At 33.7% G+C, this 15,192-nt stretch carries 12 protein-coding genes and 2 tRNA genes; all 14 read right to left on the bottom strand.

Going from position 1 to position 15,192, the window contains the following annotated elements; translation table 11 throughout:
- Positions 1-26 precede the first annotated feature (26 nt).
- A complete protein-coding gene (gene yihA, locus ACX6U0_RS17910; RefSeq protein WP_464961233.1) occupies positions 27-611 on the bottom strand; it encodes a ribosome biogenesis GTP-binding protein YihA/YsxC in 585 nt (194 codons plus the stop codon).
- On the bottom strand, positions 608-2,932 hold the full coding sequence (gene lon / locus ACX6U0_RS17905; protein ID WP_464961232.1) for an endopeptidase La: 2,325 nt from the start codon (positions 2,930-2,932) through the stop codon (positions 608-610). Before lon ends, yihA begins: the two co-directional genes overlap by 4 nt.
- Positions 2,933-3,187: 255 nt before the next feature.
- The gene (lonB, locus tag ACX6U0_RS17900; RefSeq protein WP_464961231.1) at positions 3,188-4,888 is read right to left on the bottom strand and encodes an ATP-dependent protease LonB; all 1,701 of its coding nucleotides are present in this window, start codon (positions 4,886-4,888) and stop codon (positions 3,188-3,190) included.
- 221 nt (positions 4,889-5,109) lie between these two features.
- Complete coding sequence (clpX, locus tag ACX6U0_RS17895; RefSeq protein WP_464961230.1) at positions 5,110-6,387, bottom strand: ATP-dependent protease ATP-binding subunit ClpX; 1,278 nt, start codon at positions 6,385-6,387, stop codon at positions 5,110-5,112.
- 356 nt (positions 6,388-6,743) lie between these two features.
- Positions 6,744-8,024 (bottom strand): trigger factor, encoded by a 1,281-nt coding sequence (gene tig / locus ACX6U0_RS17890; RefSeq protein ID WP_464961229.1) that lies wholly within the window; start codon positions 8,022-8,024, stop codon positions 6,744-6,746.
- A gap of 286 nt (positions 8,025-8,310) precedes the next feature.
- Positions 8,311-9,294, bottom strand: coding sequence for a hypothetical protein (locus ACX6U0_RS17885; protein WP_464961228.1), 984 nt, complete (start codon positions 9,292-9,294; stop codon positions 8,311-8,313).
- Between the two features lie 143 nt (positions 9,295-9,437).
- Positions 9,438-9,992: a DUF4240 domain-containing protein gene (locus ACX6U0_RS17880; RefSeq protein WP_464961227.1), complete on the bottom strand. Its 555-nt coding sequence runs from the start codon at positions 9,990-9,992 to the stop codon at positions 9,438-9,440.
- Positions 9,993-10,133: 141 nt separating this feature from the next.
- Positions 10,134-11,432 carry a protoglobin domain-containing protein gene (locus ACX6U0_RS17875; protein ID WP_464961226.1) on the bottom strand — a complete coding sequence of 433 codons (1,299 nt, stop codon included), beginning with the start codon at positions 11,430-11,432 and terminating at the stop codon, positions 10,134-10,136.
- A 253-nt stretch (positions 11,433-11,685) separates the two neighbouring features.
- Positions 11,686-11,759, bottom strand: a tRNA-Arg gene (locus ACX6U0_RS17870).
- Positions 11,760-11,762: 3 nt separating this feature from the next.
- Positions 11,763-11,836 (bottom strand) — tRNA-Gly (locus ACX6U0_RS17865).
- A 215-nt stretch (positions 11,837-12,051) separates the two neighbouring features.
- Entirely contained in the window at positions 12,052-12,561 is a 510-nt protein-coding gene (locus ACX6U0_RS17860) for a metallophosphoesterase (protein ID WP_464961225.1), read from the bottom strand.
- Positions 12,562-12,563: 2 nt separating this feature from the next.
- Complete coding sequence (locus tag ACX6U0_RS17855; RefSeq protein WP_464961224.1) at positions 12,564-13,181, bottom strand: XTP/dITP diphosphatase; 618 nt, start codon at positions 13,179-13,181, stop codon at positions 12,564-12,566.
- A gap of 30 nt (positions 13,182-13,211) precedes the next feature.
- The gene (gene rph, locus ACX6U0_RS17850; RefSeq protein ID WP_464961223.1) at positions 13,212-13,949 is read right to left on the bottom strand and encodes a ribonuclease PH; all 738 of its coding nucleotides are present in this window, start codon (positions 13,947-13,949) and stop codon (positions 13,212-13,214) included.
- Positions 13,950-14,100: 151 nt separating this feature from the next.
- Positions 14,101-15,153, bottom strand: a complete 1,053-nt coding sequence (locus ACX6U0_RS17845; RefSeq protein ID WP_464961222.1) for a GerMN domain-containing protein — start codon at positions 15,151-15,153, stop codon at positions 14,101-14,103.
- Positions 15,154-15,192: the final 39 nt, after the last annotated feature.

The following is a 15,192-nucleotide window of genomic DNA, read 5'->3' as shown; positions in this document are numbered from 1 at the left end:
GACAAAAATTGCTACTAGCTTCTTTTTTATTTACAAACTCGATCAATAATAGACCAAGCTTTTTCTTTTCCCATACCAGTCTCAGAAGAGAATAAAACTAATTCATCGCCTTCTTCGATTTGCATTGTTTCTCTAACAACTTTCGCATGTTTATCCCATTTACCTTTTGGAATTTTGTCTGCTTTAGTTGCAACGATAATAACAGGGATTTCGTAATGCTTTAGAAAATCGTACATCATTACATCGTCTTTTGTTGGTGAATGACGTAAATCAACTAAAAGCACCACAGCTCTTAATTGCTCACGAGACGTGATATATGTTTCAATCATTTTCCCCCATGCTTCACGCTCAGTTTTAGAAACCTTCGCATATCCATAACCAGGAACGTCCACATAAAATAACTTTTCATTAATTAAGAAGAAATTCAAAGTTTGTGTCTTCCCAGGTTTTGAAGAAGTACGGGCTAACGCTTTACGGTTTAACATTTTATTTATAAACGATGATTTCCCTACATTCGATCGGCCTGCCAATGCGATTTCGGGAAGCTGTGTATCTGGATACTGATTAGGACGAACTGCACTAATCACAATATCCGCTGATGTTACTTTCATTTTTTCACTCCTACTATAGCATGCACTAAAACCTCATCTAAATGGGAAACAGGGATAACAGTTAATCCTTCTTTAACCAAAGGTGGTACATCCTCTAAATCTTTTTCATTTTCTTTTGGTATGATAACTGTTGTTAATCCAGCTCGATGAGCACTTAGCATTTTTTCCTTTAATCCACCAATTGGTAATACTCGACCACGTAATGTAATTTCACCAGTCATTCCAACCTCTTTACGAATTGGTTTATTAGTTAGGGCAGAAATTAATGCAGTTGCCATCGTAATACCAGCTGAAGGACCATCCTTAGGAACAGCACCTTCTGGAACATGGATATGAATATCAAATTTCTCATAGAAATCAGGATCAATACCAAGTCCTTCCGCTTTTGAGCGTATATAGCTAAATGCAGCCTGTGCAGACTCCTTCATTACATCCCCAAGTTTACCAGTTAAAGTTAGCTTGCCCTTACCAGGATACAGTGATACTTCAATAGATAGCGTATCTCCACCAAATGCAGTGTATGCTAAACCAGTTGCAACGCCAATTTGGTCTTCGTTTTCCATTTGTCCGTATGAAAAAGTCTTCTTACCTAAAAACTCTTCAATATTTTTATCAGTAAAAATTATTTTTTGTTTCTCGTTTGAAACAATTAATTTTGCTGCTTTACGGCATAATGTAGCAAGAACTCGCTCTAATGATCGTACTCCTGCTTCACGAGTATAATGACGGATAATTGAACTTAATGCACTCTCACGAATTTGAACAGTTGATTTATTTAAACCATGTTCAGCTAATTTTTTTGGGAATAAATGCTTTTTCGCTATATTAATCTTTTCGAGCTCAGTATAACCAGAAAGAGTTATGATTTCCATTCTATCACGTAAAGGTCCCGGAATTGTAGATAAATCGTTAGCTGTTGCTACAAATAACACTTGTGAAAGATCAAAAGGCTCTTCTATATAATGATCACTGAAAGAATTGTTCTGCTCAGGATCAAGCACCTCTAGCATAGCCGAAGAAGGATCTCCTCTAAAATCACTAGACATTTTGTCGATTTCATCAAGTAAGAAAACAGGATTATTAGAGCCAGCTTTCTTTATACCTTGAATAATTCGACCTGGCATTGCTCCGATATACGTTCTTCTATGTCCTCTAATTTCTGATTCATCACGAACGCCCCCTAAAGATACACGAACGAATTTTCGTGACAATGCATTCGCAATTGAACGAGCTAAAGAAGTTTTACCAACCCCTGGAGGTCCTGCTAAACATAAAATCGGACCGCGTAATGAATTTGTTAATTGCTGAACAGCTAAGTATTCTAAAATACGTTCCTTAACTTTTTCAAGTCCTTCATGTTCATTATTTAGAATCTTTTCAGAACGATGAATATCTAAAGTATCCTCTGTTCCAAGTGACCATGGAAGTGACACCATCCAATCTAAATACGTTCGAACCACTCCTGCTTCTGCAGCATTTGGAGGAAGCTTCTCATATCTAGCTAATTCCTTCAAAACTAACTCTTTTGTAGTTTCTGGCATCCCAGCTTCTTCTATTTTGGTTAAAAATTTATCTACTTCTTCTGTTTTGCCTTCACGATCACCAAGTTCACGTTGAATCACTTTTAATTGCTCTCTTAAGAAATACTCTTTTTGAGTTTTATCGATACTTTTCTTAACTTGTTGACCAATTTTCTCTTCTAATTTAAGTAATTCTTTTTCATCTTGAAGAAAATTCAAGATACTATGTATTCTTTCTGTTACATCAACTGTTGCTAATATTTTTTGTTTTTCTTCTTCCTTTAAAGGAATAGCATCAATCATCGCATCAGCTAACTTACCAGGTTGATCTTGTTTTACAATCGTTGCGATTGTTTCAGGTAAAATACGTTTTGATAATTTACTGTATTGCTTAAAATGTTGTAACAGAGTTCTCATTAAAGCTCTAAGCTCTTTGGAATCATCTTGTTCATCTGGAAACTCTTCTACCTTTGCAGAAAAGGACTCATTTTGATCAATAATTGATTTAATCTTTCCTCTGTGTAAACCCTCAACTGTAATGCGAACTGTACCATTTGGTAGCGTAATCTTTTGCGTTAACTTCGCTAATGTACCAAATTGATATAATTCTTCAAGCTTTGGATTTTCAGTATCTGCATCTATTTGCGTAACCACAAAAATTAAATGATCTAAATCATTTGCTTCCTGTATGGCTTTTATTGACTTCGTTCTTCCTACATCGAGATGTGCAATTGTCGCAGGAAATACACTAATTCCTCTTAAAGGTAGGAGGGGTACAACTTTTTCTTTTGTAACTTTCATTTCGTTACACCTCCATATATTTCATTCTATTTAGTTATTTTACCTTAACATCCATATCATTTACAATGAAATGAATTTGTATTTTTAGAAATGTGGAAGCGACTCGTTCTGACCCGACAAGCATAAGTAGAATACATGGAAGCACTTTTTACAAGCAATAAAAAAAGTGTTCCTTCAACTTCAATGAAAATAGAGAAAAAATGTGTGTTATTCTCTATTTATTCGAAATGAGTTGATTCGAACACTTTTTTTTATTTACATAGATTGCGATTGACTTTCTTCAAATAATGTTAATTGGGTAAAGTCTTCTTTTGTTGATTTCTTTGTTAGTTCAAATTTCCAATTATCTTTAAAGACTTCATGTAATACTTTTTCAATTCGATCAACAGCTAAAATTTCAACGTTTTCATATTGATGTAATGACGCTTGATCGTTTTCTTTTGGAATGATAATTTTTTTCGCCCCAGCCTTTACTGCTGCTTTTACTTTTTCCGGTACACCACCAACAGGTTTTACGTCACCTTGTATACTCATTTCACCAGTTAATGCAATTGTATTGTCAACTGGTATATTATTAACTGCAGAAAATATCCCAACAACCATTGCAATACCAGCAGATGGACCATCTGTTAAAGCACCACTTGGAAAGTTAATATGAATTGTAAAGTCTTCGATCGGGACACCAATTTTACGTAATATAGTCGTTACATTTTCTAGTGAACCCTTAGCCATACTTTTTCTTCGAACTGATTTACCTTGATTTCCAAGGCTTTCTTCTTCAACAATACCTGTAATTGTTATTGTTCCTTTACCCGCTTCTTTTGCAGGAATGGCACTAACTTCTATAGATAATAACGCACCGATATTTGCACCATATACAGCTAATCCATTTACGAGTCCAACTGTTGGTAGTTCTGGTATTTTATTAACCAGTCTAGGCGATAGGCGACTGACTGAGACAACCCATTGAATATCTTCTTCCACTAATTCGTTACGTCCGGCAGTTAAAACCATCCCACCAGCTAATTGAATTAAATTGATTGCTTCACGACCATTTTTTGCATATCTTCCGACTAATTCTAGTGCTTTTTCAGAAATAGTTAAATCAATTTTTTCAGCAGATCTTTTTGCGACTGCTTGAATCTCATCTTGTTCTAGCTCTCTAAAAAATATTTCTAAACAACGTGAACGAATAGCAGGTGGTATTTCTTCAGGAGATCGTGTTGTTGCTCCTACTAATCTAAAATCTGCCGGTAATCCATTTTTAAATATCTCATGAATATGTGCAGGAATAGATGGATTCTCTTCTTGGTAATAAGCACTTTCAAACTTTACTTTTCGATCCTCTAATACCTTAAGCATTTTATTCATCTGAATTGGATGAAGTTCTCCAATTTCATCAATAAATAGTATTCCGCCATGCGCATCCGTTACAGCACCTTTTTTCGGTTGAGGAACACCTGCTTGCCCCATAGCACCTGCTCCTTGGTAAATCGGGTCGTGAACTGAACCGATTAGTGGATCTGCAATACCTCTCTCATCAAATCTAGCAGTAGTTGCATCTAATTCAATAAAGACAGCATCGTTTTTAAAAGGTGTTTGAGGATTTTTTTTAGCTTCCTCTAATACAAGTCTTGCAGCTGCAGTTTTCCCAATACCAGGTGGTCCATATATAATGACATGCTGTGGATTGGCACTGCATAAAGATGCTTGTAATGCTTTAATGCCATCCTCTTGTCCAACAATATCATTAAAAGTAGTCGGTCTGACTCTTTCAGCTAACGGAACAGTTAAAGATATTGCTTTTAACTTCCTTAATTGTTCCATTTCTTTTTTAGATTCACGGTCAATTGAAACTTTTGTTGTTCGTTGACCTTTTAATAAATGAATAAAATACAATGCGACAATTGTACCTAAAGCGAGCTGTGCTAATAAAATAATAGTTGTTAAGTTCATTTTATACCCCTCCACTGAAGTAGAAATTAATTCTAGTATCGCCTCTTAATTGGAAGGATAAACCATTTTTAAAAATTAACTTACTTACCTTTACTTTACTTTTTAAGCTTATTCAAAGTAAGATTATTTTAATAAAGTAATTTTTATCTAGCGAATATAATGCATAGAATACAATCAAAAAATAAAAAACCAAATGCTCTTATGAACATTTGGTTTTTTGATTAAGCTAATTTATTTTTCTTTTCTTTTTTATTCAATTCTAATTCCGAACCATCTTCTAATACAAGCTTTGGAGCTGCACCAGACTTAACAGTTTCTGCAGAAATTACGCATTTTTGAATATCCTCACGAGAAGGTAATTCAAACATAATATCTAACATAATTCCTTCGATAATTGAACGTAGACCACGAGCACCCGTTTTACGTTCAATTGCTTTTTTAGCAATTTCAGTTAACGCATTGTCTTCGAACTCAAGTTCAACTTGGTCAAGCTCTAGCAATTTTTGATATTGCTTGATTAACGCATTTTTTGGTTTCGTTAAAATTTCCACCAATGATGTTTCATCAAGTTGTTCTAAATTCGCTAAAACTGGTAAACGACCAATGAACTCTGGAATTAAACCAAATCGTAATAAGTCTTCCGGTAATACGTGGTTTAAGATCTCTTTTGAACTTAAATCATTCTTTTCAGAGTCTCCACCAAATCCAATTACTTTTTTACCTAAACGACGTTTAATGATCTGTTCAATACCATCAAATGCTCCACCACAAATAAATAAGATATTTGTGGTATCGATTTGAATAAATTCTTGATGAGGATGTTTACGTCCACCTTGTGGCGGTACACTAGCAACTGTTCCCTCAAGAATTTTTAAAAGTGCTTGTTGTACACCTTCACCTGATACGTCACGAGTAATTGATGGGTTCTCAGATTTACGAGCAACCTTGTCAATTTCATCAATATAGATAATACCTTTTTCTGCACGCTCTACATCATAATCAGCTGCTTGGATTAGTTTTAGAAGAATATTCTCTACGTCTTCTCCAACATATCCAGCCTCAGTTAATGAAGTAGCATCAGCGATTGCAAAAGGTACATTTAAAATACGTGCTAATGTTTGAGCTAATAATGTTTTACCACTACCAGTCGGTCCAATCATTGCAATATTACTTTTCGATAATTCAACTTCATCAATCTTACTATTTGAATTAATTCGTTTGTAATGATTATAAACAGCTACTGATAAAGCCTTTTTTGCATTGTCTTGACCAATTACGTATTCATCAAGAATTTCACAAATTTCTTTTGGCTTTGGTACATCTTTAAACTCTACTTCCTCTTCTTTTGCTAATTCCTCTTGAACAATTTCAGTACATAATTCGATACACTCGTCACAAATGTACACACCAGGTCCAGCAACTAGCTTTCTTACCTGAGACTGAGATTTTCCACAGAACGAACATTTTAGCTGTCCTTTTTCTTCGTTAAATTTGAACATATGTTCACTCCCTCTAAAAATTTCTAAAAAGTCACTCATTATGTATGTATTACGAAAAAATATGTATCTTGTAGCTATATGATAGCACACAAAATAAACAAAGCAATTATTTAGTTCTCTTAAGTTGTTTAAATTTTTAGAATATATATATTCTAATGTAATGTAGATAATCCTTTTTTTAAAGAATTATTTTTAGTATAGCCACAATCTTTTTTTAAAAACTGTATTAACAGATTCTAACATATGTATATGTGCATTTTAAAGGAATCAGTTCATATTACCAAATATTTCATTATTTAAAAACAAGGCACGAAAGATTCGCGCCTTGTTTTATACACTATATTTATAAGTAACGCTTATTTTTTTCTGCTATCTACTAATAATTCAACAGCTTTACGGATTTGGATATCATCACGAACTGCATCAGTACCACCAAGCATTCCAACTAATTGGTCAGCAGGGATATTGTACATTTCAGATAAACGTCCTAATTCTTCGTTAACTTCTTCTTCAGTTGCTTCGATTTTTTCAGCTTCAATGATTGCATCGATTGTTAGGTCGATTTTCACACGAGCTTCAGCATCTGTACGCATTTGGCCACGTAGATCTTCTTCTTTTGTACCAGTGAATTGGTAGTAAAGATCTAAGTTTAATCCTTGTTGTGCAATACGTTGTTCAAAGTCTTTAACCATACGGTCAACTTGGCTTTCGAACATTACATCAGGAATTTCAACTTCAGCATTGTCAGCAGCTTTTTGTACTAATGCATCACGTAAGCTACCTTCAGCTTGAGCTTTTTTAGACTCTTCTAAATCAGCTTTGATCTTTGCTTTAAGAGCATCTAAAGTTTCAACTTCATCGTTTACATCTTTAGCAAACTCATCGTTTAATTCAGGTAGTTCTTTAGATTTAATTTCATGTACAGTTACTTTGAAAGTAGCAGCTTTTCCTGCTAATTCAGCACTGTGGTACTCTTCAGGGAATGTTACGTTTACATCAGTTTCAACACCTGATTTTGCACCAACTAAAGCATCTTCAAATCCAGGAATGAAAGAACCTGAACCGATTTCTAATGCATAGTTTTCACCTTTTCCACCTTCGAAAGCAACGCCATCAACGAAACCTTCGAAATCGATTACAGCTGTATCGCCTTGTGCTACTGTACCGTCTTCTTTAACTACTAACTCAGCTTGACGCTCTTGTAATTTAGTTAATTCAGCTTGTACATCTTCTTCAGTTACAGTTGCATCAGTTTCTTCAACTTCTAAACCTTTGTATTCGCCTAATTTAACTTCAGGCTTTACAGTTACTTTAGCTTTGAAAATTAAAGTTTTACCTTTTTCCATTTGTTCTACATCAACCTCTGGGCGATCAACTGGCTCAATACCAACTTCTTGAACCGCTTGGCTGTATGCTTCTGGTAAAATTACATCTAAAGCATCATTGTAAAGTGCTTCGATACCAAATTTTTGTTCGAAAATTGGACGAGGTAATTTTCCTTTACGGAATCCAGGTACATTAATTGTTTTTACAACTTTTTTGAAAGCTGCGTCTAAACCTTTATCTACTTCAGAAGCTTCAACTTCTACAGTTAATAGACCAACGTTAGCTTCTAATTTTTCCCATTTAGCAGTCATTGTTAGTTCCCTCCAAGATTATCTAAAAATATATATGTGCTTACGTATTTTCGTACTATACACGCATGTCCAATTTATGATTAAACAGGAAATATTACATGTATAATTAAGTAAATAGTCGTTACAACCATTCTATTATAACACATTCCTTTTTTGTTTCAATATTTCCTATTTTATATTTAGGTCTCCACAAAAAAAGAATGTTGATTTCTACTATATGATTGGTCTAGGTACGCGATTTGGCATCGTTACATTCACACAACCGGAGTCTAATCTGTCTATCGATTTATCCTCCGTTCAAATCAAAGTATCCTTCTTTTTCATATTGTCTTACTAATGTAATTGCTCGTTGAACTTCTTCATATTCAACCTTGAACAAGTCAAACAAATCATCTTCATCTACAGTTCGGTCGAAATATTCTTGTACAATACTATAGAAACAAGCAGTCCAAACATCCTCATTGCTTGGTTCTGGAATGAATGGAAAATAGATTGTCATAAAATGTTGAAAATGTGTTTTCGCTAATTCAAATGCTGAGGGATCCTCACTCTCAAGTACTAAACTTAACTTTTGTACAACCTTTACTGAAAAAAGATCATGCTCATTTGCTTCACTGATAGCATTCCAATTCATTTCTTGACTCATTTTTTTGATTTCAAATTCATGATCAATTGATTGCTCTTGTAATATAAATAAAATAAAACTTTGGATTAATGGATTTGCTCGAGAACTTTTCAATACTTCTTTTATTTGATCTATAACCAATTTATTATCAATTACTCTAAGTTCATTGATGATTTCAAGTTGTTTATGAATCGACACGTTATTTTCTACTAAATTATGTAAATTCACCATTTGAAGATCATTTCGTTCTGGCACTACCTTATTTGTTAAAGATAGCATTGCCTGGTATTTATCCAATTGAGGTTCATCGATTCGTTTTTGCTGAAGTAATTTCTTGATACACTTTTGTAATTCTTCATACTCTTTTAATTGAAATAAAATACTGATATATACTTCAATAGCTTCATCACTCTCAAATGGTCCAAATACTAAATCTTCACATCTTATTTTTGCTTCTAATGTTTTGTTTCCTTCGAGTAAGCAGGCAACCGCCGCCAGCTCGGTTTGAGAATTATGTTCATCCATCTCTTTCAGTTGGTTACAAAGCATTAATGCTTTACTGTAGTTCTTTTCTTCTAGTGCTTTTTTACCTAGATTGATAATCCGATCCTTCAATTTAGGAAAAAAGACAATATTGTCTTCCATCTAACCCCTCCTTACCAAAGAGTTTTCTCCTGAACATATACATAATGAAAAATTTTAACATGAATACAAATTAAATAAAATATTTCGCTATGAATTATCCTTTTTACGCGACAAAAAAAAGAAGAACAAGGTTCTTCTTTAAATTAACGCAATGGTTTTAGCCCAAAACGTTTCCATAATTTTGGATATAGTTCTTTTAACTCATCATTTGTTTTCCAATCTGCTGTTAAGTGTAATTCTGGATAATGATATCCTTTACTTTCAACTAAGGCATTAAACTCATTCCAAAGCTGATCATCCCAATCATCGTCGCCTTTACGTTTGATTGTGTATGCTTGTAGGGCTAGATCTAACATGTCTTCTAATTCAGGTACTAAACCTTCATCCTCATAAACAGGAAATATATATTCTGCCAAATAATCTGGATCGTCTAGAACTTTTTTATATACTTGTTCACCTTGACCGATTAACCACGCTCTAAAAAAAGCAAACGAATCTTCTGAGCAACCATCCATTATTACCCATGCCGCTGCTAATAACCTAGAATTGTATGCTCTTGAAAAAGCAGTTTCGAACTGTATTTCAAATTCTGCAATTTCATCATCACTTTGCTTTGCTAAATGACTAATGACCCATTCATAAGGTTCTTCTACAATATGCATTTTTGAAATGAGTCCCCAAAAGTCTTTTTCGGTCATAAAAATCACTCCACTATCTTATTTATATTAGGATAACATATCTCAACATAAAATTTCGGTTCTTAACAAATTTGTTATATTCTCACAATTTTGTAAAAAACAAAAAAAGAGAAGGAAATCCCCTCTCTTTTAGCTAATATATTACTCTTTATGCACTGCATCATTTAGTTCATTTGCAGACGCTGCAACACTGCTGATTGCTCCACCTATTTCCTTAATCACATCAACTAAATTAACAATTTGCTTTTCAATACCATGATTACCGGATAAGCTATTGTCCATTGAACTAACAATACCATTAAAGGAATCATGTGTTTGCGTTGCTTCTTGTTGACCATCATTTACTAGACCTTTCACATCATGAATAGAATCTACTACTTTATTCATATACAAGGTTGCATGTGAGATTAACTCTTCAATTCGTTCTGTTGATGTTTTTGTCTGTGTAGCTAATTTCTTTACTTCGTTTGCGACTACCGCAAATCCTTTTCCATGCTCACCTGCACGAGCAGCCTCTATTGCTGAGTTTAGCGCAAGTAAGTTAGTTTGATTCGCAATATCTTGAACGATTAAAATGACTTGTGATATCTCATTAAATGAGTTATTTAGTACATCAACTGATACTGATACTTCATCTGTACTATTTGAGATTGTTGAAATTTTACTATGCAACACTTTCATTAACTCTTGACCTTCATAAGCCAATGACTGAGTAGTGCTAGCAATTTCATTATTTGAAATAACCGATTCGTTTACCCTTACACTATTATCAACTAATAATTCAACAGCAGCATTTGTTTCTTCAACTAAAGCAAGCAACTCCTCAGCAATTTCACCAATTTTTTTCTTTAAATTGATTTCTACTTGTAGCTGTTTCTCTTTGGCACCGATATTTTCTTTTTCATATAGATCTAATACTAATTGCTGTTCAAAGTTTAATATTTTAGAGGCAACAGATATTAGCTTTCTTTGCTCTTCTCTAGTCGTACTAGAAATTTTAGAAATAACTAAAATCAATTCTTCTAATATATTTTGAAAAGCAGCTAAATACCATTTAGGTTGAAGTCCAATTCTAAAATGGATTTGAGCCACTTTTAAACGTTTATTCACATATTCATCATTAATTTCACCATGAAAAAGTAAATGTATATGGGAAGATAACGTTTTTCTCAAACGTTCAACAGATGAGTGACTTTCAATTATATTTTTTAAATGATCAACTTTTAAAACTGCATCATAAAATGCCGAAACTAAATTTTCTATATTTTCAGAAACAATAGGCTGTAAACTTTTCAATATCTTTAACTCTTCTTCTTTTAATCGTATGAACGCTAACTGCTGTTTTATTTCTTCATCTGTTACTTGAATTGAAACTGAAACATTTGATTGATTACTTTCTTTTAAAAAATGACTTTGTTTCTCTTTCTTATTAAAAAACATAAAATATGCTCCCTTCTTCATCTGTAATTATGTCGGAATAATATAATAAATGTTTAGTTAATTGTCTATTCTATTTTTACTATTGATTCCTACAAATGAATGGGGAGGTTCATACTTAGGCATTTAAAAAGTAGAGAGTAAAGTGTTAGTCCAAAGGGACTAATCAAGAATAGAAGAAGAGATCGAATTAAAAACAAAAATAGGTTTAAGAAATGGGCTAACCCTAATTTCTTAAACCTTTTTCCAATTATGACGTCCTGGGAGGGATTCGAACCCCCGACCGACGGCTTAGAAGGCCGTTGCTCTATCCTGCTGAGCTACCAGGACATATGGAGCGGGTGATGGGAATCGAACCCACGACCGAAGCTTGGAAGGCTTCTATTTTACCATTAAACTACACCCGCATATTTTTTTACCGACATCACCTGTCGACATAATTTATTATAGTCACTTCACTAAATAAAGTCAACAATAATTTTAACTTTTTTTCCAAAATAAAGGAAAAAATTTCTTTTCTATTTATACACTCATTATATTTTATTTGTATGAAAATTATCACTTTTTAAAGAACTTAAAGGTTAGTAGAAATTTATATTACACTACTAACCTTTAACTTATGTTATTGTTTTAAATCAAATGAAGATGATAATAACTCTTTGCCATCAATCGTGTAAAAAATAACCTTTGCAGATTTACCATCGGTATCTATGATTGCATATGTTTTCTCTTTTCGCATGCGAGGTAGAAGTATACTTCCTGGGTTGATAAAAAGGATTCCGTCAAACACTTCTGCACCAAGCATGTGAGAGTGTCCGAAGCAAGCGATGGTTGCCCCTAATTCTCTGCATCGATAATGAAGCTTCTGAAGTGTTTGTTTAATTCCATACAAATGTCCATGGGTAGCATAAATCGTTACATCATTTTCCTGATGAATGAACTCCTCTGGGAATTCCCCTCTAAAATCACAATTCCCACGAACAACATGAAACCCTTGTAATTCTTTTGCATCAATCTCTAACTCAGAGTCACCACAGTGAATCATTAAATCAACATCTTTACGATGACGTTTAGAAATTACTTCAAGAAGGTCTGTTAAACCATGACTATCACTTAGAATCAATGCTTTCATCATCATGATCCCCTTAGAAAAAATTCTTTTCCTTCTTTTTCGATTACGTTCATTAATGATTTAATTGCATTTGCTCTATGACTTAAGCCACTTTTTTCATCTGTCGTTAATTCAGCCATCGTCTTGTCCAACTCTGGCAAGAAGAAAATTGGATCATATCCAAATCCATTTGTACCTCGTTTTTCACTCGAAATATAGCCATCTACTGTCCCATTTACAGTAATCGTTTTTTTACCTGGGTTAGCTAATGCAAGCGCACAATAAAATCTTGCAGTTCGTTTACCTGGAAAAACATCATGTAGCTCACTTAATACCTTTTGTAAATTATCCTCATCACTTTTATGTAATCCTGCATACCGTGCTGAATATACACCAGGTCTTCCTTCAAGTGCATCCACTATTAACCCCGAATCATCTGCAATTACTGGAGTTTGTAGCACTTTTGCTAAGTATTCTGCTTTTAAAATAGCATTTTCCTCAAAAGTTGTACCTGTTTCTTCAATCTCTTCAATTTCAGGGAAATCTCGTAAGGATTTAATTTGAAATCCCATTGGGTGAAAAAGTGCTTCAAAGTCTTTTACTTTCCCTTTATTATTCGTAGCAATAATAATTGTTTCCATCCTTAAAGTCTCTCCTCAATATATGTAAAGTTAAAACTTAATTCCTTCATTTAATAGAACTTCTTTTTGTTTTTCAATCAGTTTTTTAATTCCTAGTTCACCTAAAGAAAGCATTTCATTTAACTCTTCTCTCGTAAATGTCGCTTCTTCACCAGCTCCTTGCAGCTCTACAAAGCGTCCTTCACCTGTCATAATAATATTCATATCAACGCTAGCTGCAGAATCTTCTATATAATATAAATCCAAAACCGCACCAGCGTCCTCTAATATTCCTACAGAAGTAGCTGCCAAATAATCTTTAACTGGATAAGATTTTAATTTATCTTGTTTTACTAATTTATCAAACGCCAACATCATTGCAACGAATGCACCTGTAATGGAAGTTGTTCGAGTTCCCCCATCCGCTTGTATTACATCACAGTCAATCCATATTGTTTTTTCTCCAAGTGCTTCTAAATCTACAACCGCTCTTAATGCTCTACCGATTAATCGTTGGATTTCCATTGTACGACCTGTAACTTTACCTTTTGTCGACTCACGCATCGTACGATCTTGAGTTGCTCTTGGTAACATAGAATACTCAGCTGAAATCCAACCTTTACCACTATTTCTTAAGAAAGGTGGCACACGGTCTTCAACCGTCGCATTACAAATTACTTTTGTATCCCCTATACTAATTAGTACAGATCCTTCAGCATGTTTTGTATAATTCGTTATGATTTCAATTGGCCTTAATTCATTATTTAATCTTCCATCTGTTCTAGTCATGTTTGTTTCCTCCTACATAAATCTTCCAATAACTAGTATAGACAAAAATATGATTTCATTTCTACTTATTAAAAGCATTTCTTAAGATAAATGCAAAAAACCTTGAACAAAGGTCATATTTAGACTTTGTTTCAAGGTTTTTTGATGATATTTATAATTCTTTTGTATTTACATCCTTAGGTCTAGATACCGGTTGGCTTAAAGGTTTACCTTGTTGATTTAGTGCAGTTAATTTACCATCCACTTGAATTTCAATTGAATTGACACCTTTTTGTTCAGTTAACGATAAAACAAGTGGTTGTAATACATCATCATTAATCATATTTTTAGCAATGTTGCCGTAAATTCCTTCATTAAAATTAAGTGTTAGTTTACCATTTTGATATTTTGGCTCAGCAACTAATTTTGTATCTGAACCAAAATCTGAAACAAGTTCAGAATACTCAGATGGCCCCTTAACAAGTTCATTTACAATTGCAGTATACGAATCTTTTTCTGCATTTGAAATCCTTCTTGTTACAGGTACATAATAAGTTTCACCCATTTCATCTTGTGAAACATAATATAATGTAACTGGTCTTGAATTCATTACATCAACAATGTCGCCTTTATCAAAATTAATGCCATCTTGCCTAGTTAACCCCTCACCTATTTGAGCTTTGTTAATTGGCATAGCAGTTAAGTCTTTTCCATTCACACGAATTTTTACTGTTTTAACATTCTCAAACTGCGTCAATGTCCACGTTACAGCTTGAAATACTTTTAACTCATCTTCGTCATGGTACTGTTTAAACTCTGAAGAGAAATCAGCAATGACTGTACCATCTTTTTGCGTTTCTACCCCTAAAACTTCAGTGTTAGGTGGTAAAACAGCTTGAAATCCGTTTGGAAGTTGATCTGTTACTGGACCATCTTTGACTAAATACTCTAGGGCTTGTTTTGCTAAGCTTGTAGATTTAGGTAATTGAAATGTTTGCGGTACTACATAACCATTTCGATCAATTAAATATAATTCTCTTTTCGCAGTTTGTTCTTGTACCTTACCTGCTTGTACTTCTTTAGATGGTTGGTCACTTCTATAAGTAACCGTTTTAGGTGGATCGATTTCATTAGAAGTTTTAACCGGAATTAGACCACAACCAGATAATGTAGCAAGTCCACAAAGTGTCGCTGTTGTTACTAATAATCTTTTTTTCATCGCCATACTCCCCCCACGCTTTTTTACTATTTATACGAGCATGTA

Source organism: Gottfriedia sp. ABJ_BB2_2, assembly GCF_055484705.1.
Note: the sequence above shows the minus strand (reverse complement) of the source record. Positions and strands in the feature narration are given on the sequence as shown.

What these genes read in the sequence shown, in the direction of transcription:
- ACX6U0_RS17880 (WP_464961227.1), bottom strand. Translation starts at nt 9,992, where the DNA reads ATGACCGAAAAAGACTTTTGGGGACTCATTTCAAAAATGCATATTGTA.
- lon (WP_464961232.1), bottom strand. Translation starts at nt 2,932, where the DNA reads ATGAAAGTTACAAAAGAAAAAGTTGTACCCCTCCTACCTTTAAGAGGA.
- yihA (WP_464961233.1), bottom strand. Translation starts at nt 611, where the DNA reads ATGAAAGTAACATCAGCGGATATTGTGATTAGTGCAGTTCGTCCTAAT.
- ACX6U0_RS17875 (WP_464961226.1), bottom strand. Translation starts at nt 11,432, where the DNA reads ATGTTTTTTAATAAGAAAGAGAAACAAAGTCATTTTTTAAAAGAAAGT.
- ACX6U0_RS17845 (WP_464961222.1), bottom strand. Translation starts at nt 15,153, where the DNA reads ATGGCGATGAAAAAAAGATTATTAGTAACAACAGCGACACTTTGTGGA.
- ACX6U0_RS17855 (WP_464961224.1), bottom strand. Translation starts at nt 13,181, where the DNA reads ATGGAAACAATTATTATTGCTACGAATAATAAAGGGAAAGTAAAAGAC.
- rph (WP_464961223.1), bottom strand. Translation starts at nt 13,949, where the DNA reads ATGACTAGAACAGATGGAAGATTAAATAATGAATTAAGGCCAATTGAA.
- ACX6U0_RS17885 (WP_464961228.1), bottom strand. Translation starts at nt 9,294, where the DNA reads ATGGAAGACAATATTGTCTTTTTTCCTAAATTGAAGGATCGGATTATC.
- lonB (WP_464961231.1), bottom strand. Translation starts at nt 4,888, where the DNA reads ATGAACTTAACAACTATTATTTTATTAGCACAGCTCGCTTTAGGTACA.
- tig (WP_464961229.1), bottom strand. Translation starts at nt 8,024, where the DNA reads ATGACTGCTAAATGGGAAAAATTAGAAGCTAACGTTGGTCTATTAACT.
- clpX (WP_464961230.1), bottom strand. Translation starts at nt 6,387, where the DNA reads ATGTTCAAATTTAACGAAGAAAAAGGACAGCTAAAATGTTCGTTCTGT.
- ACX6U0_RS17860 (WP_464961225.1), bottom strand. Translation starts at nt 12,561, where the DNA reads ATGAAAGCATTGATTCTAAGTGATAGTCATGGTTTAACAGACCTTCTT.